This window comes from Shewanella sp. HL-SH8, from assembly GCF_051165765.1.
In the GTDB taxonomy this organism is placed as follows: Bacteria; Pseudomonadota; Gammaproteobacteria; order Enterobacterales; family Shewanellaceae; genus Shewanella; species Shewanella glacialimarina.
Genome location: NZ_CP195039.1, coordinates 515,439 through 539,307, shown reverse-complemented (window position 1 = coordinate 539,307; position 23,869 = coordinate 515,439). Strand labels below are relative to the sequence as shown.

Annotated in this window: 23 protein-coding genes, 3 tRNA genes and 1 pseudogene; all 27 read right to left on the bottom strand. The window is 43.8% G+C overall.

The annotated features are described in order from the left end of the window. Window positions 1-37 precede the first annotated feature (37 nt). On the bottom strand, window positions 38-286 hold the full coding sequence (gene rpsQ / locus ACRWQN_RS02385; RefSeq protein WP_188922997.1) for a 30S ribosomal protein S17: 249 nt from the start codon (window positions 284-286) through the stop codon (window positions 38-40). After that, window positions 286-477, bottom strand: a complete 192-nt coding sequence (gene rpmC, locus ACRWQN_RS02380; RefSeq protein WP_006083592.1) for a 50S ribosomal protein L29 — start codon at window positions 475-477, stop codon at window positions 286-288. The genes rpsQ and rpmC overlap by 1 nt, the downstream gene beginning before the upstream one ends. Then, window positions 477-887 carry a 50S ribosomal protein L16 gene (rplP, locus tag ACRWQN_RS02375; RefSeq protein WP_124017689.1) on the bottom strand — a complete coding sequence of 137 codons (411 nt, stop codon included), beginning with the start codon at window positions 885-887 and terminating at the stop codon, window positions 477-479. Before rplP ends, rpmC begins: the two co-directional genes overlap by 1 nt. 11 nt (window positions 888-898) lie before the next feature. Continuing rightward, window positions 899-1,588 (bottom strand): 30S ribosomal protein S3, encoded by a 690-nt coding sequence (gene rpsC / locus ACRWQN_RS02370; protein WP_226411984.1) that lies wholly within the window; start codon window positions 1,586-1,588, stop codon window positions 899-901. A 12-nt stretch (window positions 1,589-1,600) separates the two neighbouring features. Beyond that, a complete protein-coding gene (rplV, locus tag ACRWQN_RS02365; protein WP_160056441.1) occupies window positions 1,601-1,933 on the bottom strand; it encodes a 50S ribosomal protein L22 in 333 nt (110 codons plus the stop codon). Window positions 1,934-1,948: 15 nt separating this feature from the next. After that, on the bottom strand, window positions 1,949-2,227 hold the full coding sequence (gene rpsS / locus ACRWQN_RS02360; protein WP_006083596.1) for a 30S ribosomal protein S19: 279 nt from the start codon (window positions 2,225-2,227) through the stop codon (window positions 1,949-1,951). A gap of 14 nt (window positions 2,228-2,241) precedes the next feature. Then, complete coding sequence (gene rplB / locus ACRWQN_RS02355; RefSeq protein WP_226411985.1) at window positions 2,242-3,066, bottom strand: 50S ribosomal protein L2; 825 nt, start codon at window positions 3,064-3,066, stop codon at window positions 2,242-2,244. Between the two features lie 16 nt (window positions 3,067-3,082). Then, entirely contained in the window at window positions 3,083-3,385 is a 303-nt protein-coding gene (rplW, locus tag ACRWQN_RS02350; RefSeq protein WP_226411987.1) for a 50S ribosomal protein L23, read from the bottom strand. Continuing rightward, on the bottom strand, window positions 3,382-3,987 hold the full coding sequence (gene rplD, locus ACRWQN_RS02345; protein ID WP_226411989.1) for a 50S ribosomal protein L4: 606 nt from the start codon (window positions 3,985-3,987) through the stop codon (window positions 3,382-3,384). Before rplD ends, rplW begins: the two co-directional genes overlap by 4 nt. Before the next feature lie 17 nt (window positions 3,988-4,004). Continuing rightward, complete coding sequence (rplC, locus tag ACRWQN_RS02340; RefSeq protein ID WP_226411991.1) at window positions 4,005-4,643, bottom strand: 50S ribosomal protein L3; 639 nt, start codon at window positions 4,641-4,643, stop codon at window positions 4,005-4,007. Between the two features lie 27 nt (window positions 4,644-4,670). Further along, complete coding sequence (rpsJ, locus tag ACRWQN_RS02335; protein ID WP_434939659.1) at window positions 4,671-4,982, bottom strand: 30S ribosomal protein S10; 312 nt, start codon at window positions 4,980-4,982, stop codon at window positions 4,671-4,673. 340 nt (window positions 4,983-5,322) lie between these two features. Continuing rightward, window positions 5,323-6,507 carry an elongation factor Tu gene (gene tuf / locus ACRWQN_RS02330; protein WP_434939658.1) on the bottom strand — a complete coding sequence of 395 codons (1,185 nt, stop codon included), beginning with the start codon at window positions 6,505-6,507 and terminating at the stop codon, window positions 5,323-5,325. Window positions 6,508-6,577: 70 nt separating this feature from the next. Next, window positions 6,578-8,674: an elongation factor G gene (gene fusA, locus ACRWQN_RS02325; RefSeq protein WP_434927797.1), complete on the bottom strand. Its 2,097-nt coding sequence runs from the start codon at window positions 8,672-8,674 to the stop codon at window positions 6,578-6,580. An 81-nt stretch (window positions 8,675-8,755) separates the two neighbouring features. Next, a complete protein-coding gene (gene rpsG, locus ACRWQN_RS02320; protein WP_226411997.1) occupies window positions 8,756-9,226 on the bottom strand; it encodes a 30S ribosomal protein S7 in 471 nt (156 codons plus the stop codon). A gap of 82 nt (window positions 9,227-9,308) precedes the next feature. Then, window positions 9,309-9,683 carry a 30S ribosomal protein S12 gene (gene rpsL / locus ACRWQN_RS02315; RefSeq protein ID WP_025823559.1) on the bottom strand — a complete coding sequence of 125 codons (375 nt, stop codon included), beginning with the start codon at window positions 9,681-9,683 and terminating at the stop codon, window positions 9,309-9,311. Between the two features lie 180 nt (window positions 9,684-9,863). After that, a pseudogene (rpoC, locus tag ACRWQN_RS02310) lies at window positions 9,864-14,085 on the bottom strand (DNA-directed RNA polymerase subunit beta'). A gap of 82 nt (window positions 14,086-14,167) precedes the next feature. Further along, window positions 14,168-18,199: a DNA-directed RNA polymerase subunit beta gene (gene rpoB, locus ACRWQN_RS02305; RefSeq protein ID WP_434939657.1), complete on the bottom strand. Its 4,032-nt coding sequence runs from the start codon at window positions 18,197-18,199 to the stop codon at window positions 14,168-14,170. 243 nt (window positions 18,200-18,442) lie between these two features. Then, window positions 18,443-18,808: a 50S ribosomal protein L7/L12 gene (rplL, locus tag ACRWQN_RS02300; protein ID WP_434939656.1), complete on the bottom strand. Its 366-nt coding sequence runs from the start codon at window positions 18,806-18,808 to the stop codon at window positions 18,443-18,445. A 54-nt stretch (window positions 18,809-18,862) separates the two neighbouring features. Next, window positions 18,863-19,363: a 50S ribosomal protein L10 gene (gene rplJ, locus ACRWQN_RS02295; protein WP_434927792.1), complete on the bottom strand. Its 501-nt coding sequence runs from the start codon at window positions 19,361-19,363 to the stop codon at window positions 18,863-18,865. Between the two features lie 287 nt (window positions 19,364-19,650). Next, window positions 19,651-20,352, bottom strand: a complete 702-nt coding sequence (gene rplA, locus ACRWQN_RS02290; RefSeq protein ID WP_434927791.1) for a 50S ribosomal protein L1 — start codon at window positions 20,350-20,352, stop codon at window positions 19,651-19,653. A gap of 4 nt (window positions 20,353-20,356) precedes the next feature. Further along, entirely contained in the window at window positions 20,357-20,785 is a 429-nt protein-coding gene (gene rplK / locus ACRWQN_RS02285; RefSeq protein ID WP_182771917.1) for a 50S ribosomal protein L11, read from the bottom strand. Window positions 20,786-20,914: 129 nt separating this feature from the next. Then, the gene (gene nusG, locus ACRWQN_RS02280) at window positions 20,915-21,466 is read right to left on the bottom strand and encodes a transcription termination/antitermination protein NusG (RefSeq protein WP_226412009.1); all 552 of its coding nucleotides are present in this window, start codon (window positions 21,464-21,466) and stop codon (window positions 20,915-20,917) included. Window positions 21,467-21,476: 10 nt separating this feature from the next. Further along, window positions 21,477-21,848, bottom strand: a complete 372-nt coding sequence (gene secE, locus ACRWQN_RS02275; protein ID WP_434939655.1) for a preprotein translocase subunit SecE — start codon at window positions 21,846-21,848, stop codon at window positions 21,477-21,479. A gap of 258 nt (window positions 21,849-22,106) precedes the next feature. Further along, window positions 22,107-23,291 (bottom strand): elongation factor Tu, encoded by a 1,185-nt coding sequence (gene tuf / locus ACRWQN_RS02270; protein WP_434927790.1) that lies wholly within the window; start codon window positions 23,289-23,291, stop codon window positions 22,107-22,109. 198 nt (window positions 23,292-23,489) lie between these two features. Continuing rightward, window positions 23,490-23,563: transfer RNA gene (locus ACRWQN_RS02265), tRNA-Gly, on the bottom strand. 34 nt (window positions 23,564-23,597) lie between these two features. Further along, window positions 23,598-23,682 (bottom strand) — tRNA-Tyr (locus ACRWQN_RS02260). A 7-nt stretch (window positions 23,683-23,689) separates the two neighbouring features. Further along, window positions 23,690-23,765: transfer RNA gene (locus ACRWQN_RS02255), tRNA-Thr, on the bottom strand. Window positions 23,766-23,869: the final 104 nt, after the last annotated feature.

Sequence of the window (23,869 nt, the reverse complement as noted above, 5' to 3'; positions counted from 1 at the left end):
CAAAATAAGGAGCCGTTTAGATTAACCTAACATAAAATTAGGCTTTGGTTACTACTTCAGCTAGGGTCCAAGACTTAGTCTTAGATAGAGGACGACACTGACTAATAGTCACTATGTCACCTTCATTACACTGATTAGTTTCGTCATGTGCATGGATCTTAGTAGTACGCTTGATGTACTTCCCATAAATAGGATGTTTCACTTGGCGCTCAATAGCAACAGTAATAGATTTTTCCATTTTGTTGCTAATTACTTTACCTTGCAAAGTACGGATTTTATCAGACATTACGCACCTGCCTTAGAAGTAATAATGGTCTTAACACGTGCAATGTTACGACGCACTAGTTTCAATTGATTCGTTTGAGTCAATTGACCAGTAGCGTGTTGCATACGCAGGTTAAACTGCTCACGCAGCAGACCAAGTAATTCAGCGTTAAGTTCTTCAACGCTCTTTTCTCTTAGTTCGCTCGCTTTCATTACATCACCGTCTTAGTTACGAAGGTAGTCTTCAGAGGTAGTTTAGCTGATGCTAAAGCGAAGGCTTCACGAGCCAACGATTCAGGTACACCACCCATCTCATAAAGAACCTTACCAGGTTGAATCTGACATACCCAGTATTCAACGTTACCTTTACCTTTACCCATACGCACTTCAAGAGGCTTAGAGGTAATTGGTTTGTCAGGGAAAACTCGAATCCAAATTTGTCCTTGACGTTTAACATGACGTGTCATGGCACGACGTGCAGACTCAATTTGACGAGCAGTTAAACGGCCACGGCCGACTGCTTTCAAACCGAAAGTACCAAAGCTAACTTCAGTACCGTTCGCTAGTCCGCGGTTGCGGCCTTTGAACATCTTGCGAAACTTCATACGTTTAGGTTGCAGCATTAAAGTTTCTCCTATTTACCACGAGGCTTACGCTTAGGTTGCTGCTTTGGCTCTTCAATAGCAGGCATCATACCGTCTAGAACTTCGCCTTTGAAGATCCAAACTTTAATACCAATCACACCATATTGCGTGTGACTTTCAGCTGTTGAATAGTCGATATCAGCACGTAAAGTATGTAGAGGTACACGACCTTCACGATACCATTCTGCACGTGCGATTTCAGCACCACCTAAACGGCCGCTAACTTGAACCTTGATGCCTTGAGCACCAATACGCATTGCGTTTTGAACCGCGCGCTTCATAGCACGACGGAACATAACACGGCGCTCTAATTGCTGTGCAATACTGTCAGCAACAAGCTTAGCGTCTAATTCAGGCTTACGGATTTCAGCGATGTTGATTTGAGCAGTAGTGCCTGTGATTTTAGACACATATGCACGTAGTACTTCAACGTCTTCACCTTTCTTACCAATCACAACACCTGGACGGGCAGTGTGAATAGTAACGCGGATGCTTTTCGCTGGGCGTTCAATGACAATCTTAGATACTGATGCGGCCTTTAACTTTTCAGTTAAATATTGACGCACTTCCCAGTCGCTGTTCAGATTATTTGCATAGTCTGATCCATCTGCGTACCAGGTAGAGATCCAAGGCTTAGTGATACCCAGACGGATACCATTAGGATGTACTTTCTGTCCCATTGCTCTCTTCTCCTAGCGATCTGATACAACCACAGTAATGTGGCTGGTACGCTTCATGATACGATCAGCGCGACCTTTGGCACGTGGCATGATACGCTTCATAGTTGGGCCTTCATCTACGAAGACGGCTCCAACTTTAAGCTCATCAATATCCGCACCTTCGTTGTGTTCGGCGTTTGCTATAGCTGAGTCAAGTACTTTTTTAACTAGTACGGCGGCTTTCTTGGGGCTGAATGTCAAAATCTCGAGTGCCTTAGAAACAGGCAATCCGCGAATTTGATCAGCAACTAGACGGGCCTTCTGCGCAGACGTACGAGCAAAACGATGTTTAGCTAAAACTTCCATCTTATTCCTCCCGTATTAACGCTTCTTCGCTTTCTTATCTGCAGCATGGCCGCGATAAGTGCGAGTTGGTGAAAATTCACCAAGCTTGTGGCCGATCATTTCGTCAGTTACGAACACAGGTACGTGCTGACGACCATTATGGACAGCGATGGTCAACCCAATCATATTAGGGATGATCATTGAGCGGCGAGACCAAGTTTTAATTGGCTTTTTATCTCCCGCTTCCATCGCTTTCTCTACCTTCTTCAGCAAGTGCAGGTCAATGAAGGGACCTTTCTTGAGAGAACGTGGCATGGCGAATCCTCTTACTATTTATTACGACGACGTACGATGTACTTGTCAGTGCGCTTATTACTACGAGTTTTGTAACCCTTAGTTGGCACACCCCATGGACTCACTGGATGACGTCCACCAGAAGTACGGCCTTCACCACCACCATGTGGATGGTCTACTGGGTTCATTGCAACACCACGCACTGTTGGGCGTACGCCTCTCCAGCGCTTAGCACCTGCTTTACCTAATTGGCGTAGCATGTGTTCGGCATTTCCAACTTCACCAAATGTCGCGCGGCAATCAACTGGAACTTTACGCATTTCGCCAGAGCGAAGACGTAGAGTTGCATATGCGCCATCACGAGCAACAACTTGTACATAGGCACCAGCTGAACGAGCGATTTGAGCACCTTTACCAGGCTTCATTTCTACTGCGTGAACAACTGAACCAACAGGAATGTTGCGTAACGGTTTAGCGTTACCAGTTTTGATTTCAGCATCATTACCAGATTGGATTGGATCGCCAGATTTCATGCCTTTAGCAGCAAGAATATAACGACGCTCACCATCTGCGTATAATACTAAAGCAATGTGCGCAGTACGGTTTGGATCGTACTCAATACGCTCAACTTTTCCTGGAATTCCATCTTTATCGCGTTTGAAGTCGATTAGACGGTAATGTTGCTTGTGACCACCACCGATGTGACGGACAGTGATACGGCCAGTATTGTTACGGCCACCACTTTTAGTTTTTCTCGCCAACAGGCCAGCAAAAGGTTTACCCTTATGCAGGTCCGTATTCACCACTTTAACTACGTGGCGACGACCTGGAGAGGTTGGCTTACACTTAATAACTGCCATGATAATTCTCCTTTGCTTACTCAGCGCCGCCGACGAAATCGATGTCAGCACCAGCAGCTAAAGTAACATAAGCTTTTTTCCAATCGCTGCGACGGCCAGTACGGGCGCCAGTACGTTTGGTTTTACCTTTGTTAACTAAAGTGCGAACTGTATCTACTTCAACTTCAAATAGCTTCGCTACTGCAGCTTTGATCTCTGCTTTAGTCGCATCGATTGCTACGCGGAAAACTACAGTGTTGTTTTTCTCTGCAACAACAGTACTCTTTTCAGAGATGTGCGGAGCAAGAATAACTTTTAGCAAACGTTCTTCGGTGATCATGCTAGCATCTCCTCAATTTGCTTCACTGCATCAGCAGTAACAAGAACAGTGTTAAACGCAATTAGACTTACTGGGTCTAGACCCGCAACGTCACGTACGTCAACTTTGTATAAGTTGCGAGCTGCTAAGAATAAATTCTCATCAACTTCTGCAGTAACAATTAGAACATCTTGTAAGTTCATTGCCGCTAATTTAGCTTTCAACTCTTTAGTTTTAGGAGCTTCAACACTAAATGATTCAACAACAACTAAACGTTCTTGACGTACCAATTCCGAAAATATGCTACGAAGAGCACCACGGTACATCTTTTTGTTAACTTTTTGGCTGTGATCTTGAGTTTTAGCAGCGAATGTTACGCCACCGCCACGCCAGATTGGGCCTTTAACACTACCGGCACGAGCACGGCCAGTGCCTTTTTGGCGCCAAGGCTTTTTGCCTGAGCCAATAACTTCCGCGCGCGTCTTTTGGGCACGAGTGCCTTGACGTGCGTTTGCAGCGTAAGCTACAACTACCTGATGAACCAATGCCTCGTTAAAGTCACGGCCGAAGGTAGTTTCGGAAACTTCAAGAGCGCTCTGCGCGTCTTTCAATACCAATTCCATTACTATCTCCTCAGACCTTAAGCTTTAACTGCTGGCTTGATAATCAAGTCACCATTGGTAGCGCCTGGAACAGCGCCGCGTACTAATATCAAGTTACGCTCTGCATCAACACGTACAACGTGTAAATTTTGAGTAGTTACTTGTTCAGCACCCATATGGCCTGACATCTTCTTGCCTTTGAATACACGACCGGGCGTTTGGTTCTGACCGATAGAACCATTCGAGCGGTGAGCCAAAGAGTTACCGTGAGTCATATCTTGGGTACGGAAGTTCCAACGCTTAACGCCGCCTTGGAAACCTTTACCTTTTGATTGACCGGTAACGTCTACTTTCGCCACTTCTGCGAAAATATCAACATTAAGCTCAGCACCAACTTCAATGCCTTCGCCTTCACCATCTGCTAGACGCACTTCCCATAAACCACGACCGGCAACTACGCCGCCCTTGGCAAAATGACCTGCTTCTGCTTTAGTGATGCGATTGGCTTTTTTGGTACCTGTAGTTAACTGTAGTGCACGGTAGCCGTCAGTTTCTAAAGTTTTCACTTGAGTAACACGGTTGCCAGCTACTTCAATAACTGTTACTGGGATTGACGTACCATCTTCAGTGAAGATGCGAGTCATACCCACTTTACGACCAATAAGACCGATAGCCATCTCTCAAACCTCTTCTAAGGATCTCAATTAACCTAAGCTAATCTGAACGCCGACACCAGCCGCAAGATCTAAACGCATAAGCGCGTCTACTGTCTTTTCTGTTGGCTCTACGATGTCAACTAAGCGCTTGTGTGTACGAATTTCATACTGATCACGAGCATCTTTGTTAACGTGCGGAGAGATCAAAACGGTATAACGCTCTTTGCGTGTAGGTAGTGGAATAGGACCACGGACCTGCGCGCCTGTACGCTTAGCAGTTTCAACGATTTCCGCTGTAGACTGATCAATTAAACGATGATCAAAGCCTTTCAAGCGGATACGGATTCTTTGGTTCTGCATTGACCAGAGCTCCTAAAATGGACACATAAAAAATCACCCTCTTGCTACTTCCTGATCGGAAATGCAGAGCGAGATGATTTAACCGTTCGACTCCCAATCGGAGTCGCTATGAATATGAAAAGCCTAATCGACTCTTCTTTCGCTCACTGCACTAGTGCAGCGAGTGGGCAATTATACAGATCTGGTTTATAAGATCAAGGCCCTTTGTGCATTATATTAAAATAAGCCTACACAATTCGTTGCGCAGCATTTTACACAATTATTGTCAAAATACTAGTAAATTTTTTACAATAAAAAAGGAAGCCTAAGCTTCCTTTTTCAGTGTTAACTAAATTCGCAATTAAGCAATAATTTTAGCTACAACACCAGCACCAACTGTACGGCCACCTTCACGGATAGCAAAACGTAAACCGTCGTCCATCGCGATTGGGTAAATCAAAGTAACAACCATCTTGATGTTGTCACCAGGCATTACCATTTCTACGCCTTCTGGCAATTCGATAGTACCAGTTACGTCCGTTGTACGGAAATAGAACTGTGGACGGTATCCTTTGAAGAATGGAGTGTGACGTCCGCCTTCTTCTTTTGATAACACGTATACTTCTGATTCGAAAGTAGTGTGTGGGTTGATTGAACCAGGCTTAGCTAGTACTTGGCCACGTTCTACGTCATCACGCTTAGTACCACGTAATAACACACCACAGTTCTCGCCAGCACGACCTTCGTCAAGTAGCTTACGGAACATTTCTACGCCAGTACAAGTTGTTTTAGTTGTGTCTTTAACACCTACAATTTCAACTTCGTCTGATACGCGTACAATACCACGCTCAACACGACCAGTTACCACTGTACCACGACCTGAAATCGAGAATACGTCTTCGATTGGTAGTAGGAATGGCTTATCGATGTCACGCTCTGGCTCTGGAATATAAGTATCTAGTGCTTCTGCAAGCTCAAGAATTTTACCTTCCCATGCTGCATCGCCTTCTAACGCTTTTAATGCAGAACCTTGGATAACTGGTAAGTCATCACCTGGGAAGTCGTATTCTGAAAGAAGCTCACGCACTTCCATTTCTACTAATTCTAATAGCTCTTCGTCATCAACCATGTCACATTTGTTCATGAATACGATGATGAAAGGTACACCTACTTGACGAGAAAGTAGGATGTGCTCACGTGTTTGTGGCATTGGGCCGTCTGTAGCAGCAACTACTAAGATTGCGCCATCCATCTGTGCAGCACCAGTGATCATGTTTTTAACATAATCCGCGTGACCTGGACAGTCGACGTGTGCATAGTGACGAATTGGTGTGTCATATTCGATGTGAGAAGTATTAATGGTAATACCGCGCTCACGCTCTTCTGGAGCGTTATCGATTTGAGCGAAGTTACGAGCTTCACCACCATAAGTCTTAGACAATACAGCAGAAATAGCTGCAGTTAAAGTTGTTTTACCATGGTCAACGTGACCGATGGTGCCTACGTTTACGTGAGGCTTTTTACGTTCAAATTTAGCTTTTGCCACGATATATTCCTTTCTTTTTCAGAAGTGCTCGATTAATTCGAGCAATATAACATTGATGCCGTAACCGATATTAGTTACGAGATTCTATAATCGCTTTTGCAATGTTTTGCGGTGCATCAGCGTACTTCAAAAACTCCATAGAGTATGAAGCACGACCCTGAGATGCTGAACGCAAATCAGTTGCATAACCAAACATTTCAGATAGAGGGACTACTGCTTGGATAAGTTTAACACCAGCGATGCCATCTTCCATACCTTCAATTATGCCACGGCGGCGGTTTAAGTCACCTACTACGTCGCCCATATAATTTTCAGGAGTAGTCACTTCTACTTTCATACAAGGTTCGAGCAACACAGGGGTAGCTTCTAGCGCACCCTTTTTGAAGCCCATAGAACCCGCAATCTTAAATGCCATCTCATTCGAATCCACATCATGATATGAACCATCGAATAAAGTGACCTTTACGTCAAGCACAGGGTAGCCAGCTAAAACGCCGTTCTTCATCTGTTCTTGAATACCTTTGTCAACGGCAGGAATAAATTCACGAGGAACTGTACCCCCTACAATTTCATTGACAAATTCATAGCCTTCACCTTCTTCACGTGGATCAATTCTTAGCCATACATGACCAAATTGACCTCGTCCACCAGATTGGCGTATGAACTTACCTTCTACTTCAACACTAGAACGAATAGTTTCACGATAGGCAACCTGAGGTTTACCGACGTTACACTCGACACCAAATTCGCGACGCATACGGTCAACGATAATGTCTAAGTGTAGCTCACCCATTCCAGATATCAGTATTTGAGCAGAATCGTCATCAGTTTCGACTTTGAAAGAAGGGTCTTCCGCTGCTAATTTTTGCAACGCAATCGCCATTTTATCTTGGTCTGCTTTTGAACGAGGCTCAACAGCAATGGTAATTACTGGTTCTGGGAACTCCATGCGTTCTAGAATCACTTTGTGATCTATATCGCAAAGAGTATCACCTGTTGTGACATCTTTTAAACCAATTGCCGCAGCAATATCACCAGCACGTACTTCTTTTAACTCAGAGCGATCATTTGCATGCATTTGCACCATACGACCAATTCGTTCACGTTTCTGTTTAACAGAGTTGTAAACGGCTGCACCTGATTGAAGTACACCGGAATATACGCGGATAAAGGTAAGTGTTCCAACAAATGGATCAGTGGCTATCTTAAATGCTAATGCCGCAAATGGGGCATTATCATCAGATGGACGTTCTACTTCTTGCTCTTCCTCATCAATACCCTTAATTGCAGGTACATCAACTGGAGCGGGTAAGAAGTCGACCACCGCATCTAACACCGCCTGAACACCTTTGTTCTTAAATGCTGAACCACAGGTTGCTAAGACAATTTCATTATTGATAGTGCGCTGACGCAATGCATGCTTAATCTCAATTTCTGACAGTTCACCTGTTTCCAAGTATTTATCCATCAGTTCATCTGAGGCTTCAGCAGCAGCTTCCACAAGGTACTCACGCATATCTGTTGCCTTAGCAACAAGATGTGCTGGAATTTCTTCATAAGTGAATGACATCCCTTGATCTTCTTCAGACCAATTGATGGCTTTCATCTTAATCAAATCAATAACCCCTTTAAAATCCTCTTCTGTACCAATATTCATTTGAATAGGTACACAAGTGGCTCCAAGACGATTACGGATTTGTTTAATAACACGGTCAAAGTCAGCACCAGTACGATCCATCTTGTTAACAAATACAATGCGCGGAACGTGGTATTTGTCAGCTTGACGCCATACGGTTTCTGATTGAGGTTCAACGCCTGATGAGCCACAGAAGACAACAACTGCACCATCTAACACACGTAATGAACGCTCTACTTCAATAGTGAAATCAACGTGACCTGGGGTATCGATGATATTAATACGGTGTTCAGTGAACTGAGCATCCATACCACGCCAGAAAGTGGTAACAGCAGCCGAGGTAATTGTTATACCACGCTCTTGCTCTTGTACCATCCAGTCCGTAGTGGCGGCGCCGTCATGCACCTCACCAATTTTATGAGACAGACCGGTATAGAACAAAACACGTTCAGTTGTGGTAGTTTTACCTGCGTCCACATGAGCGACGATGCCGATATTTCGGTAACGCTCAATTGGGGTTGTACGAGCCACGATTATACCCTCTCAACTAAAGCAAAATTTGCTTTAGACAATATCAACAATATGGAGCGGGCTAATGCCCGCCCCATTATATTACCAACGGTAATGAGCAAACGCTTTGTTAGCTTCTGCCATGCGGTGAACGTCTTCACGTTTCTTAACCGCAGTACCTTTGTTTTCAGACGCATCTAGCATTTCACCTGCTAGACGTAGAGCCATAGATTTTTCACCACGTTTGCGAGCAGCTTCAACTAACCAGCGCATCGCTAGTGCGTTACGACGCACTGGACGAACTTCACATGGTACTTGATAAGTAGAACCACCAACGCGACGAGATTTAACTTCGACTGATGGACGTACGTTATCAAGAGCTGCTTCAAGGATAGATAAATGATCTTCGCTTTTCTTTTCAGCGACAACATCTAACGCCTTGTAGATAATTTTTTCTGCAGTCGACTTTTTGCCGTCTTGCATAATGACGTTGATGAACTTAGCCAACAACTCACTGTGAAACTTTGGATCTGGTAGGATTTTACGTTGTCCTACAACGCGACGTCTTGGCATATTAATTCTCCGTATGCTTCAGGTATTTCCAAAACTGGAATGTTAAATAATACTAGCTTGGCCTTACTTCTAACGGGATACGTTAAGACTTAGGACGCTTAGCACCGTATTTAGAACGGCCTTGGCGACGTGTAGTCACGCCTGCACAATCTAATGCGCCACGAACAGTGTGGTAACGCACACCGGGTAAGTCTTTAACACGACCACCACGGATTAAGATTACACTATGCTCTTGCAAGTTATGGCCTTCACCACCGATGTACGAAGTGACTTCGAAACCGTTAGTAAGACGCACACGAGCTACTTTACGTAGAGCAGAGTTTGGTTTTTTTGGTGTTGTAGTGTACACACGAGTACAAACACCACGTTTTTGTGGGCACGCATTCAACGCAGGCACATTAGTCTTTTCGACTTTTGGCGCACGTGGCTTACGTACCAACTGGTTTACAGTTGCCATGTATAGCTCCGACAGTTGAATAACTCAACAATTAGGTGTGAAAAATCTATATCCCACAATGGTGGGACGCGGAATTTTAGAAAGGTAATGCCAATCTGTCAAGAAATAGCCAACTTTTGATCGAAATTCGAATAAAAAAGGCGCCAAAGGCGCCTTTTTTAACATTTTCGCAACTTAATCTTAGCTTCCTGCCAAATTAAGTAAGTCTGCTAAGTTCTGTTCAGCTTCGCTTGCTGTCACTTTTGGTGCTTCAACCTTGCCACCAGAAGCGGCTGCTTTAGCACGTTCTTCGTTACGAGTCTTGTGATAAGCATAACCAGTACCCGCTGGGATCAAACGACCTACGATTACGTTTTCTTTCAGACCACGTAATGGATCACTCTTACCACCGACTGCAGCTTCAGTTAACACACGAGTCGTTTCTTGGAACGATGCTGCTGAGATGAATGATTCGGTAGCTAAAGAAGCTTTAGTTATACCTAATAAATCACGCTCAAACAATGCCGGCATCTTGCCTTGCGCTTCAAGTTCGCGGTTAGCGATCTTAACGCGAGCCACTTCAGCTTGCTCACCTTCTAAGAAGTCAGTGTCGCCTGACGAAGTGATAATACACTTACGTAGCATCTGACGAATGATCACTTCGATATGTTTATCGTTGATCTTCACACCCTGGAGGCGGTAAACGTCCTGTACTTCGTTAACAATGTAGTTTGCTACATGATGTATACCACGAAGACGTAAGATGTCGTGTGCCGCTTCTGGGCCGTCAGCAATAACTTCACCACGTTCGACTTTTTCACCTTCGAACACGTTTAAGTTACGCCACTTAGGGATCATCTCTTCATAATGATCGCCGCCATCGGCAGGAGTAATCACTAGACGACGCTTGCCTTTAGTTTCTTTACCGAACGAAATAGTACCAGAGATTTCTGCAAGAATTGCAGGCTCTTTTGGCTTACGCGCTTCGAATAAGTCAGCAACACGTGGAAGACCACCAGTAATGTCGCGTGTTTTAGACGATTCCTGAGGAATACGTGCTAATGCGTCACCAACGTTGATTTTCGCGTTATCGTCTTTTGCTACAATCGCATTACCTGGTAAGAAGTATTGAGCTGGTACTTCAGTACCAGGGATCATTAAGTCATTACCATTAGCATCAACTAAGCGAATAGCAGGGCGCATTTCTTTACCCGCTGAAGTACGTGCACCTACGTCAAGTACAACAACAGAAGAAAGACCTGTTAGTTCATCTGTTTGACGTGTCATGGTTACGCCGTCGATCATATCAACGAACTTAACTGTACCGGCAACTTCAGAAATAATTGGATGCGTATGTGGATCCCAGTTAGCGATAATTTCGCCAGCTGCAACTTCAGTATCTTCCAGTTTTTCTAATACTGTACCGTAAGGCACTTTGTAACGCTCTTTCTCACGACCTAGCTCATCAATGATGGCTAGTTCAGAAGAACGAGAAACGATTACAAGCTTACCGTCGATGTTAGAAACATGCTTAGCATTGTGTAACTTCAGAGAACCTGCGTTCTTAACTTGAACGTTGTTTTCTGCAGAAGCTCGAGATGCCGCACCACCAATGTGGAACGTACGCATGGTTAACTGTGTACCAGGCTCACCAATAGACTGCGCCGCAACAACACCAATCGCTTCACCGTGGTTAATAATATGACCACGAGCCAAATCACGACCGTAACATGCCGCACACACACCAAAATCTGTGTCACAGGTAATTACAGAGCGTACGATAACTTCATCGATGCTGTGCTCTTCTAATGTGTCACACCATGCTTCGTCTAGTAATGTATTACGCGGCGCTAATACTTCTTCAGTACCAGGCTTCAATACATCAATAGCAACCACACGACCCAGTACGCGTTCACGCAATGGCTCAACAACATCACCACCTTCAATAAGCGGCTTCATTGTTAGACCGTGTTCAACACCACAATCATCTTCAATAACCACTAAATCTTGTGCAACGTCAACAAGACGACGAGTGAGATAACCCGAGTTAGCTGTTTTCAATGCGGTATCGGCAAGACCTTTACGCGCACCGTGAGTAGAAATAAAGTACTGAAGTACGTTTAGGCCTTCACGGAAGTTAGCCGTAATTGGGGTTTCAATGATTGAGCCATCAGGCTTAGCCATCAAACCACGCATACCCGCTAGCTGACGGATCTGTGCAGCACTACCACGAGCGCCCGAGTCAGCCATCATATAGATGCTGTTAAACGAAGCTTGTTGCTCTGGCACGCCATCACGGTTAATCACTGTCTCAATTGACAGGTTTTCCATCATCGCTTTTGATACTTTTTCGTTGGCAGATGCCCAGATATCGATGACTTTGTTGTAACGCTCACCGGCAGTTACTAGACCAGACTGGAACTGCTCTTGAATTTCAAGCACTTCAGCTTCAGCATCTGCAACTAAGGTGTATTTCTCGTCAGGAATAACCATGTCATCGATACCTACAGAGGCACCAGAGATGGTTGCAAAACGGAAACCGGTATACATTAACTGGTCAGCAAAGATAACAGTATCTTTAAGACCTAGTTGACGATAACAAGTGTTCAACAATTTAGAAATCTGCTTCTTACCCATGTTTTGGTTAACCAAATCATATGATAAGCCTTCAGGCAGAATTAATGATAAAAGCGCACGTCCTACTGTTGTATCAACGATACGAGTAGCCTTAGTTCTTTCACCATCTTCAGCGATAGTTGTCTCTGTAACACGTACTTTAACGCGTGCATGTATCTCAACAGCACCAGTAGCATAAGCTTTCTCTACTTCTGACACGTCAGAGAATGCCATACCTTCACCGCGGCCATTAATACATTCGCGACTTGTGTAGTACAAACCTAATACAACGTCTTGTGACGGCGTAATTACTGGCTCACCGTTAGCAGGTGACAAAATGTTGTTGGTAGACATCATTAGCGCACGAGCTTCTAACTGAGCTTCAAGCGTTAATGGTACGTGTACCGCCATTTGGTCACCGTCGAAGTCGGCGTTGTATGCCGCACAAACTAACGGATGTAATTGAATCGCTTTACCTTCAATCAGAACAGGTTCAAATGCTTGAATACCTAGTCTGTGAAGTGTTGGTGCACGGTTAAGCATGACTGGATGTTCACGAATTACTTCGTCTAACACATCCCATACTTCAGCCTGTTCACGCTCAACCATTTTCTTAGCAGCTTTGATGGTTGTAGCTAGGCCACGACCTTCTAATTTGCCATAGATAAATGGTTTAAATAGCTCAAGTGCCATCTTCTTAGGAAGACCACACTGGTGCAAACGTAAAGTAGGACCTACGGTAATTACCGAACGACCAGAGTAGTCAACACGCTTACCAAGTAAGTTCTGACGGAAACGACCTTGCTTACCTTTGATCATATCAGCCAAAGATTTAAGCGGGCGCTTGTTAGAACCGGTAATAGCACGACCACGACGACCGTTATCTAATAGCGCATCAACTGACTCTTGTAACATACGCTTTTCGTTACGTACGATAATGTCAGGCGCAGCTAAATCTAACAGACGCTTCAAACGGTTGTTACGGTTAATCACACGGACGATATAGATCGTTAAGATCAGATGTCGCGAAGCGACCACCATCTAACGGCACTAATGGGCGTAGATCAGGTGGAAGAACCGGTAACACTTTTAAGATCATCCACTCTGGCTTGTTGCCAGATGTGAAAAATGCTTCCATCAATTTCAAACGCTTGGTCACTTTTTTGCGGCGAGTTTCTGAATTTATTGATGGTAACTCTTCGCGCATTTGCTCGATTTGTTGCTCAAGATCGATAGCACGTAGCAATTCTAAAACTGCCTCTGCACCCATCTTAGCTTCGAACTCATCGCCGTACTCTTCTAACGCATCTAAATACGTTTCTTCGGTCAGCATTTGGCCGCGCTCAAGCGTGGTCATGCCAGGCTCGATCACAACAAATGATTCAAAGTACAGTACGCGTTCAATATCACGCAGCGTCATATCAAGCATTAAGCCGATACGAGACGGAAGTGATTTTAAGAACCAAATATGAGCAACTGGGCTAGCCAGTTCAATGTGACCCATGCGCTCACGACGCACTTTAGTCTGGGTAACTTCTACGCCACACTTTTCACAAATTACACCACGGTGCTTAAGACGTTTGTATTTACCACACAAACATTCGTAATCTTTAACTGGACCAAAGATACGCGCACAGAACAAACCTTCACGTTCAGGTTTAAATGTACGGTAGTTAATGGTTTCTGGTTTTTTAACTTCACCAAATGACCAAGAGCGGATTAGATCAGGCGAAGCCAGTCCAATTTTAATTCCGCTAAATTCTTCAGTCTTACTTTGCTGTTTAAGAAACTTTAATAAGTCTTTCACGTTTCTCTCCTGAAGGAGTTAAACCAGGTACTTTGCTGATGCAAAGCACCCTTGGTTACCAAACATTGCTTAAGTGCGATGCTTACTCTTGATCCAGCTCGATATTAATACCAAGTGAACGAATTTCCTTCAACAATACGTTGAAAGATTCAGGCATGCCTGGTTGCATCTGATGGTTACCGTCGACGATGTTTTTATACATCTGAGTACGACCGTTAACGTCATCTGACTTAACTGTTAGCATTTCCTGTAGAGTATAAGCAGCACCGTATGCTTCAAGTGCCCACACTTCCATCTCACCGAAACGCTGACCACCGAATTGAGCTTTACCGCCCAATGGTTGTTGAGTCACTAAGCTGTACGAACCGGTTGAACGGGCGTGCATCTTGTCATCAACTAAATGGTTCAGTTTAAGCATATACATGTAACCAACGGTTACTTTACGCTCAAATTCGTTACCGGTACGGCCGTCACATAATGTCAACTGACCAGACTCAGGTAAGCCTGCAAGAGCAAGCATTTGCTTGATCTCTTTCTCTTTAGCACCATCGAATGCTGGTGTAGCGATTGGAATACCACCCTTAAGGTGAGTCGCCAAGCGTACAACTTCATCATCACTAAATGAATCGATATCAACGCGTTGTAACACGTCATCACCTAACTCATAAACTTGCTTGATGTAATCACGAAGTACGGCAATTTCACGTTGCTCTTCAAGCATAGCGGTAATCTTGTTACCAATACCTTTAGCTGCAGCGCCCATGTGGACTTCTAGTACCTGACCGATGTTCATACGCGATGGTACGCCCAATGGGTTAAGTACGATGTCTACTGGATTACCTTCTTCATCATATGGCATATCTTCGACTGGACAGATCTTCGAGATAACACCTTTGTTACCATGACGACCCGCCATTTTATCACCAGGCTGGATAGTACGTTTAACGGCTAAGTAAACCTTAACAATTTTCAGTACGCCAGGTGCTAAATCATCACCTTGAGTGATTTTACGGCGCTTAGTTTCAAACTTCTTGTCAAAGTCAGCGCGCAGCTCTTCGTGCTGTTCAGCTAACTGTTCAAGTTCAGTTTGTTTTGCTTCATCGTCAATCACTTGGATTAGCAAGTCTTTGCGTGGTAACTCAGCTAATTTAGCTTCAGAGAAACCTGCAGCTAATAACAAGTTACGCGCACGGCCTAATACGCCGTCTTCAAGGATCTTGAACTCTTCGCCTAAGTCTTTACGAGCTTGACGAACATGCATGTCTTCAATCTCAAGCGCACGTTTATCTTTTTCAACGCCGTCACGGGTAAATACCTGAACGTCGATGATGGTGCCTTTCACTGAGTTAGGTACACGTAATGAGCTGTCCTTAACGTCAGAAGCTTTTTCACCAAAAATAGCTCGGAGTAGTTTCTCTTCTGGAGTTAACTGTGTTTCACCCTTAGGTGTCACTTTACCCACAAGAATATCGCCGCCCTTCACTTCTGCCCCAATATAAACAATACCTGATTCATCTAATTTAGATAAAGCAGACTCGCCTACGTTTGGAATATCAGCCGTGATTTCTTCGCTACCCAATTTAGTATCACGAGCAATACAAGAAAGCTCTTGGATATGGATAGTAGTGAAACGATCTTCTTGCGCTACGCGCTCAGAAATTAAGATCGAATCTTCGAAGTTATAACCGTTCCAAGGCATGAACGCGATACGCATGTTTTGGCCAAGGGCCAATTCGCCAAGATCAGTAGAAGGACCATCAGCTAACACATCACCACGAACTACTGGATCACCAGCAAAACAACAAGGACGTTGGTTAATACAAGTGTTTTGGTTTGAACGGGTATATTTTGTTAGGTTATAAATGTCGATACCGGCTTCGCCTGGGCGTAGCTCATCTTCATTAACTTTAACAACGATACGGCTAGCGTCAACATAGTCAACCACACCGCCACGTTTAGCCACAACCACAACACCAGAGTCAACAGCAAGAGTACGTTCAATACCTGTACCTACTAACGGCTTATCAGCACGCAGTGTAGGAACGGCTTGGCGTTGCATGTTTGCACCCATCAATGCACGGTTAGCATCATCGTGTTCTAAGAACGGAATTAATGACGCTGCAACAGAAATAATCTGTTGTGGCGAAACGTCCATGTATTGAACGTCAGCTGCACGCATAAAGGTAGATTCACCTTTATGACGACAAGCAATTTGGTCTTCAACCATACGGCCAGCTGCATCAACTTCGATGTTAGCCTGTGCAATAACATAACGACCTTCTTCGATTGCTGATAAGTATTCAACTTCATCAGTAATCACACCGTCTACCACTTTACGGTATGGTGTTTCTAGGAAGCCGTACGAGTTTGTACGAGCAAAACTGGCTAGCGAGTTGATTAGACCAATGTTTGGACCCTCTGGGGTCTCAATTGGACATAAACGACCATAGTGAGTTGGATGTACGTCACGGACTTCGAAGCCTGCACGTTCACGGGTCAAACCACCTGGACCTAGAGCAGAAATACGACGCTTATGCGTCACTTCTGATAAAGGATTGTTTTGGTCCATAAACTGTGACAACTGTGAAGAACCGAAGAATTCTTTCACTGCCGCAGAAATTGGCTTAGCGTTAATTAAGTCTTGTGGCATTAATTCGTTTAAGTCGCCTAAAGATAGACGTTCACGAACAGCACGCTCAACACGGACTAAACCAACACGGAATTGGTTTTCAGCCATCTCACCTACGCTACGAATACGACGGTTACCTAAATGGTCAATATCGTCGACTTCATCGTATCCGTTACGGATTTCGATGATTTTCTTCATAACACAAACGATGTCTTCTTTAGACAGAACACCTGAACCTTCATCTTCAGCAATCTCAAGACGACGGTTAAACTTCATACGACCTACTTTTGATAAGTCATAACGTTCTTCACTAAAGAATAGGTTTTGGAATAAACCTTCAGCAGCATCTTTGGTTGGTGGCTCGCCAGGACGCATCATACGATAGATTTCAACCAAGGCTTCTAAGCGGTTAGTTGTTGAATCTATGCGTAGTGTGTCTGCGATATAAGCACCATGATCAAGATCATTGATAAATAGTGTATCTATTTCTTTAATGCCGGCTAATGACAAATTAGCTAAATCTTCTAAAGAGATTTCGCTGTTTGCTGTCACTAATACTTCGCCAGTATCTTCATCGATATAATCTTGTGCAGCATACTTACCAACAATGTAATCTACTGGCACTTCAAGCTCAGTTGTGTTGGTTTTTTCTAACTGCTTAATATGACGAGCTGTAATACGGCGGCCCGCTTCAACTAACAGACTGCCTTCAGCATCTTTAATGTCATAGCTAGCTGTCTCACCGCGTAAGCGATCAGGTACTAAGGCCATTACTAAAGAATCTTTCTTAATCTTGAACTGAATACGCTCAAAGAATAAGTCTAGGATGTCTTGTGTAGAGAAATCTAACGCACGTAGCATGATAGTCGCAGGTAACTTACGACGACGGTCAATACGGACGAATAATGCGTCTTTAGGATCGAATTCAAAATCAAGCCATGAACCACGGTAAGGAATAATACGTGCGTTATAAAGCACTTTACCGGAAGAGTGGGTTTTACCACGGTCATGATCAAAGAATACGCCAGGACTACGGTGTAACTGAGATACGATAACACGCTCAGTACCGTTGATAACGAATGTACCGTTATCAGTCATCAATGGGATATCACCCATGTAGACTTCTTGTTCTTTAATATCTTTTACTGTGCCAGCTGCAGCTTCACGATCAAACAACACCATGCGTAATTTAACGCGTAGTGGAGCTGAATAAGTGACACCACGGATCTGACATTCTTTCACATCAAAAACTGGCTCGCCTAGTTTATAGCTGACATATTGCAGCTCAGAATAACCAGAAAAGCTCTTGATAGGAAAAACGCTACGAAATGCCGCTTCAAAACCGCGTTCACCCGTAGGATCTTGATCGGTGAATTTCTTAAAAGAGTCTAACTGGATAGACAATAGATAAGGGATGTCCAAAACCTTTGGACGCTTACCAAAATCTTTGCGAATACGCTTCTTTTCAGAATAGGAGTAAACCATGGGTTTCCTCTACTTACTAGTGTGACCAAGACTGAAATACATTAATTTTTTAATATAAATCAGCGCGTTTGCCCGTCACCGTTGTCGCAAGAACCTAACCAGTAATCTCTGCTAGGAACTGCTAAAACTGGCGATAAACGGTGAATAAAAAATCGCCTGCGCATAAAGCGCAAAAAAGGCCGACGGTTAAAAAACCGCCAGCCTTCACCTAATTTCTTAGGTGACAGGTAAGTTAGTTAAAACTTACTTGATTTCAACTTCTGCACCAGCTGCTACTAACTCAGCTTTAAGCGCTTCAGCTTCTTCTTTAGAGATAGCTTCTTTAACAGCAATCGGAGAAGATTCTGACATAGTTTTAGCTTCTTTCAGGCCTAGACCTGTAGCGCCACGAAGTGCTTTAATTACAGCAACTTTGTTAGCACCGTGAGAAGTAAGAATTACGTCGAATTCTGTTTGTTCTTCAGCAGCTGCGCCAGCATCGCCAACAGCTACAGTTGCAGCAGCAGCAGAAACACCGAATTTCTCTTCCATTGCTTCGATTAGTTCAACAACTTCCATTACAGACATTGCTGCGAAAGCTTCTAAGATTTGGTCTTTAGTGATAGACATTAGAAATATTTCCTATTGTTCTGAATTCAATTTTATTAAGCGGCCAACTTATAATTAAGCGGCTTCTTGTTTTTGATCGCGAAGGGCGGCCAATGTACGTACGAACTTGCCAGCAGATGCTTCTTTCATAGTCATCATTAACTGAGCTAGTGCTTCGTCGTATGTTGGTAGTTTCGCTAAACGATCAATTTCAACTGCAGGGATAAACATCCCTTCGAAAGCTGCACCTTTAACTTCAAACTTTGCTTGCTCTTTAGCGAAATCTTTTAAAAGACGCGCTGCAGCACCTGGGTGCTCTAGAGAGAAGGCGATTAAAGTTGGGCCAGTGAACGTTTCTGCAAGGCATTCAAATGAAGTACCTTCAACAGCACGCTTAGCTAAAGTGTTACGTACTACACGTACATAAACACCATTAGCGCGAGCGGCTTTACGCAGAACAGTCATGGCACTTACAGTTACACCGCGTGAATCGGCAACAACTGCAGAAAGCGCACCTTTGGCAGCTTCGTTGACTTCAGCAACAATTGCCTTTTTGTCTTCGAGTCTTAATGCCATTAGGCTTTACTCCTGGATTCTACCTAGGGAAATCCCTAGAATTTACCAAACCAAATACAATATGTAGATGGCTACTTACGGTGCAGATTTTCCAGTAAAAAAATTTAGCTGGGGCCTGACACCGTCTACGCAGGAAATTAAGTTAACCTTACGATAAACACCTGCGGTCTTGGACGGAAACTCACTTTTTAGCCGATATACCTTAACGAATTAAGGCAATATCAAGTAAAAGGAGCTTCAACCCACAATTTGCGCGCATTATAGACTAATGCGCGCAAATTGTAAAATTACTTAATGTCTTCCAAGCTAGCTTGGTCGACTGCAACACCTGCACCCATAGTGGTAGAGATGCTAACTTTTTTCACGTAAATGCCTTTAGCAACTGCAGGCTTAGCCTTTTTCAGTGCTGACACTAACGCTTCTAAGTTTTCTTTTAACTGTTCAACAGTGAAATCCACTTTACCGATAGTAGTGTGGATAATACCGTTTTTGTCGTTGCGGTAACGAACTTGACCCGCTTTAGCATTCTTAACTGCTTCTGCAACGTTAGGCGTTACAGTACCAGTTTTAGGGTTAGGCATTAAACCACGTGGGCCTAAGATTTGACCTAACATACCAACAACGCGCATTGCGTCTGGTGATGCGATAACAACGTCAAAGTTCATTTCGCCAGCTTTAATTTGAGCAGCTAGGTCGTCCATACCCACAAGTTCAGCACCCGCAGCTTTAGCAGCTTCAGCGTTTGCACCTTGAGTGAATACAGCAACACGAACGTCACGACCAGTACCGTGTGGAAGTACAGTAGCACCACGCACGTTTTGATCTGATTTACGAGGATCGATACCAAGGTTAACAGCTACGTCAACACTTTCTACGAATTTAGCTGTTGCTAATTCTTTTAAAAGTGCTACTGCTTCGTTGATGTCATACTGCTTAGTACCATCAACTTTTTCGCGAATTACGCGAGCGCGTTTACTTAGCTTTGCCATTATATTAGTCCTCTACTACCAAACCCATTGAACGTGCAGTACCTTCAATTGAGCGAGTCATCGCTTCAATATCAGCACCAGTCATATCAGCCGCTTTAGATTCAGCAATTTCCTGAACAGCGCTACGCTTGATAGTTCCTACTTTCTGTGTATTAGGACGGCCTGAACCTGATTTCAAACCAGCTGCTTTAAGCAGTAGGAAAGATGCAGGTGGAGTCTTAGTTTCAAAAGTGAAAGAACGGTCACTGTATACAGTGATAACAACAGGAATTGGCATGCCTTTTTCGAACTTTTCAGTACGAGCGTTGAATGCTTTACAGAATTCCATGATGTTCACACCTTTTTGACCTAAAGCAGGACCAACTGGTGGAGACGGGTTTGCAGCACCGGCTGCTACTTGTAGCTTAATATAAGCTTCAATCTTCTTTGCCATGTCGACATTTCCTCTATTTGGGTTCAAACGCATCTTGGCGACATGCCAATTTGCTCCCCCTGAAACAACGGGTGCGAATTATACAAAAATCCACACCCGCAAACAATCAATATTTTGTGGTTATTTTAATCAGCTTTTTTCAACCTGATGAAAATCAAGTTCAACAGGTGTTGAGCGACCAAAAATCATCACAGAAACTTTAACGCGATTCTTCTCATAATCGACTTCTTCGATAGTTCCGTTAAAGTCTGCAAATGGTCCGTCACACACACGAACCACTTCACCTGGTTCATAAATAACACGGTGTGTCGGCGAAGTAACAGTGTCCTGTAAACGCTGTAGTATGTTATTTGCTTCTTTCTCTGAAATCGGCGCTGGACGATCTGATGTACCACCAATAAAGCCCATTACACGAGGAATGCTCTTTACTAAGTGCCAGCTATCATCATTCATTTCCATTTGTACTAACACATAGCCCGGAAAGAATTTACGCTCACTTTTACGACGTTGACCTGCACGCATTTCAACGACTTCTTCTGTTGGCACTAAAATCTCGCCGAAGTAATCTTCCATACTGTGCATTTTGATATGTTCAAGTAGTGTTTTAAGTACACGACCTTCATAACCTGAAAAGGCTTGAATAACATACCATCTTTTCTTCGCTTCTGTAGCTTCAGTCATGTTTAAATGCCTATACGCCTGTAATTAAATTCACAACTCGCAATAAGATTGCGTCTAATCCCCAAAGGATCAATGCAACAACACCTGTTGCAGCAAGAACGATAAACGTTGTGGTAAGAGCTTCTTGGCGAGTTGGCCAAATCACTTTACGCACTTCAATATGTGCTTCGCGAGCAAATGAAAGTGCTTGCTTACCTTTAACGGTTTGAAATGCTATGAAGCCAGCAATTGCAAAAGTGACAATTACACCAGCAACACGAGCCACTACACTGGCTTCTGCAAAAAATTGGTTAGCAATAACTGCTGCTAAAACTAGCAATACAGCCACGCTCCATTTCACGATATCCAGAGAATTACCCTGGCTTTCAGTACTTATTGTCATCTGTTAATTCCGTTACTCAATACGACCTGAGCTTAGCAACAGTGAACTGCCACTACATTCCCGAGTTACCCCAGAAACTATCACAGCACAGGGTCAAAAATCGGTCATAGATTGTATTCTGATTCAGCTCTATTCGCAACATGACTGGTGGTCTTATGCGAATAAATCAGTAAAAAACTTGAGTTTTATCTTAACGCAGGCAGCCAAAACAAAAAAGGAAGCCGAAGCTTCCTTTTTCAGTGTTAACTAAATTCGCAATTAAGCGATGATTTTAGCTACAACACCAGCACCAACTGTACGGCCACCTTCACGGATAGCGAAACGTAAACCGTCGTCCATCGCGATTGGGTAAATCAAAGTAACAACCATCTTGATGTTGTCACCAGGCATTACCATTTCTACGCCTTCTGGCAATTCGATAGTACCAGTTACGTCCGTTGTACGGAAATAGAACTGTGGACGGTATCCTTTGAAGAATGGAGTGTGACGTCCGCCTTCTTCTTTTGATAACACGTATACTTCTGATTCGAAAGTAGTGTGTGGGTTGATTGAACCAGGCTTAGCTAGTACTTGGCCACGTTCTACGTCATCACGCTTAGTACCACGTAATAACACACCACAGTTCTCGCCAGCACGACCTTCGTCAAGTAGCTTACGGAACATTTCTACGCCAGTACAAGTTGTTTTAGTTGTGTCTTTAACACCTACAATTTCAACTTCGTCTGATACGCGTACAATACCACGCTCAACACGACCAGTTACCACTGTACCACGACCTGAAATCGAGAATACGTCTTCGATTGGTAGTAGGAATGGCTTATCGATGTCACGCTCTGGCTCTGGAATATAAGTATCTAGTGCTTCTGCAAGCTCAAGAATTTTACCTTCCCATGCTGCATCGCCTTCTAACGCTTTTAATGCAGAACCTTGGATAACTGGTAAGTCATCACCTGGGAAGTCGTATTCTGAAAGAAGCTCACGCACTTCCATTTCTACTAATTCTAATAGCTCTTCGTCATCAACCATGTCACATTTGTTCATGAATACGATGATGAAAGGTACACCTACTTGACGAGAAAGTAGGATGTGCTCACGTGTTTGTGGCATTGGGCCGTCTGTAGCAGCAACTACTAAGATTGCGCCATCCATCTGTGCAGCACCAGTGATCATGTTTTTAACATAATCCGCGTGACCTGGACAGTCGACGTGTGCATAGTGACGAATTGGTGTGTCATATTCGATGTGAGAAGTATTAATGGTAATACCGCGCTCACGCTCTTCTGGAGCGTTATCGATTTGAGCGAAGTTACGCACTTCACCACCATAAGTCTTAGCTAACACAGCAGAAATAGCTGCAGTTAAAGTTGTTTTACCATGGTCAACGTGACCGATGGTGCCTACGTTTACGTGGGGCTTCTTACGTTCAAATTTAGCTTTTGCCATGGTATAGCCTCAATCCAATAGTTTGGTGATGAAAACACACACATAATAAAAATCCGATGCATATAGATATGACATCGAATCGATTTTTTAGTCAGGCGATTATTTTTTGTAGGATTGTGCTGATAAGCATGGCAGTAATACCGACTAACCTTGACCTAAGGTTTGCTCAATTAATTGAGCCATATCAGCAAACAAACTTGGAGCGGATGGCGGGAATCGAACCCGCGTTATCAGCTTGGAAGGCTGGAGTAATACCATTATACGACATCCGCGCAACCTACATAGGTTACCTAACTACCTAAAAAATGGTGGAGGGAGAAGGATTCGAACCTTCGAAGGCTGAGCCGTCAGATTTACAGTCTGATCCCTTTGGCCACTCGGGAACCCCTCCAGAAAAATGGTGCCGGCACCAAGAGTCGAACTCGGGACCTACTGATTACAAGTCAGTTGCTCTACCAACTGAGCTATGCCGGCGCATCATTTCGGGAACGGATATTAGGTAAATGTGGCGCTAAGTGCAATAGAAAAATTATAAAAAAGCTAAATAAACTCTCAATTGTCGTTTTTTTATTCGCGAA

Excerpts from the sequence above, each read along its gene's own strand:
- rpsQ (WP_188922997.1), bottom strand. The coding sequence starts at position 286 with ATGTCTGATAAAATCCGTACTTTGCAAGGTAAAGTAATTAGCAACAAA.
- rpmC (WP_006083592.1), bottom strand. The coding sequence starts at position 477 with ATGAAAGCGAGCGAACTAAGAGAAAAGAGCGTTGAAGAACTTAACGCT.
- rplP (WP_124017689.1), bottom strand. The coding sequence starts at position 887 with ATGCTGCAACCTAAACGTATGAAGTTTCGCAAGATGTTCAAAGGCCGC.
- rpsC (WP_226411984.1), bottom strand. The coding sequence starts at position 1,588 with ATGGGACAGAAAGTACATCCTAATGGTATCCGTCTGGGTATCACTAAG.
- rplV (WP_160056441.1), bottom strand. The coding sequence starts at position 1,933 with ATGGAAGTTTTAGCTAAACATCGTTTTGCTCGTACGTCTGCGCAGAAG.
- rpsS (WP_006083596.1), bottom strand. The coding sequence starts at position 2,227 with ATGCCACGTTCTCTCAAGAAAGGTCCCTTCATTGACCTGCACTTGCTG.
- rplB (WP_226411985.1), bottom strand. The coding sequence starts at position 3,066 with ATGGCAGTTATTAAGTGTAAGCCAACCTCTCCAGGTCGTCGCCACGTA.
- rplW (WP_226411987.1), bottom strand. The coding sequence starts at position 3,385 with ATGATCACCGAAGAACGTTTGCTAAAAGTTATTCTTGCTCCGCACATC.
- rplD (WP_226411989.1), bottom strand. The coding sequence starts at position 3,987 with ATGGAATTGGTATTGAAAGACGCGCAGAGCGCTCTTGAAGTTTCCGAA.
- rplC (WP_226411991.1), bottom strand. The coding sequence starts at position 4,643 with ATGGCTATCGGTCTTATTGGTCGTAAAGTGGGTATGACTCGCATCTTC.
- rpsJ (WP_434939659.1), bottom strand. The coding sequence starts at position 4,982 with ATGCAGAACCAAAGAATCCGTATCCGCTTGAAAGGCTTTGATCATCGT.
- rpsG (WP_226411997.1), bottom strand. The coding sequence starts at position 9,226 with ATGCCAAGACGTCGCGTTGTAGGACAACGTAAAATCCTACCAGATCCA.
- rpsL (WP_025823559.1), bottom strand. The coding sequence starts at position 9,683 with ATGGCAACTGTAAACCAGTTGGTACGTAAGCCACGTGCGCCAAAAGTC.
- rpoB (WP_434939657.1), bottom strand. The coding sequence starts at position 18,199 with ATGGTTTACTCCTATTCTGAAAAGAAGCGTATTCGCAAAGATTTTGGT.
- rplL (WP_434939656.1), bottom strand. The coding sequence starts at position 18,808 with ATGTCTATCACTAAAGACCAAATCTTAGAAGCTTTCGCAGCAATGTCT.
- rplJ (WP_434927792.1), bottom strand. The coding sequence starts at position 19,363 with ATGGCATTAAGACTCGAAGACAAAAAGGCAATTGTTGCTGAAGTCAAC.
- rplA (WP_434927791.1), bottom strand. The coding sequence starts at position 20,352 with ATGGCAAAGCTAAGTAAACGCGCTCGCGTAATTCGCGAAAAAGTTGAT.
- rplK (WP_182771917.1), bottom strand. The coding sequence starts at position 20,785 with ATGGCAAAGAAGATTGAAGCTTATATTAAGCTACAAGTAGCAGCCGGT.
- nusG (WP_226412009.1), bottom strand. The coding sequence starts at position 21,466 with ATGACTGAAGCTACAGAAGCGAAGAAAAGATGGTATGTTATTCAAGCC.
- secE (WP_434939655.1), bottom strand. The coding sequence starts at position 21,848 with ATGACAATAAGTACTGAAAGCCAGGGTAATTCTCTGGATATCGTGAAA.
- tuf (WP_434927790.1), bottom strand. The coding sequence starts at position 23,291 with ATGGCAAAAGCTAAATTTGAACGTAAGAAGCCCCACGTAAACGTAGGC.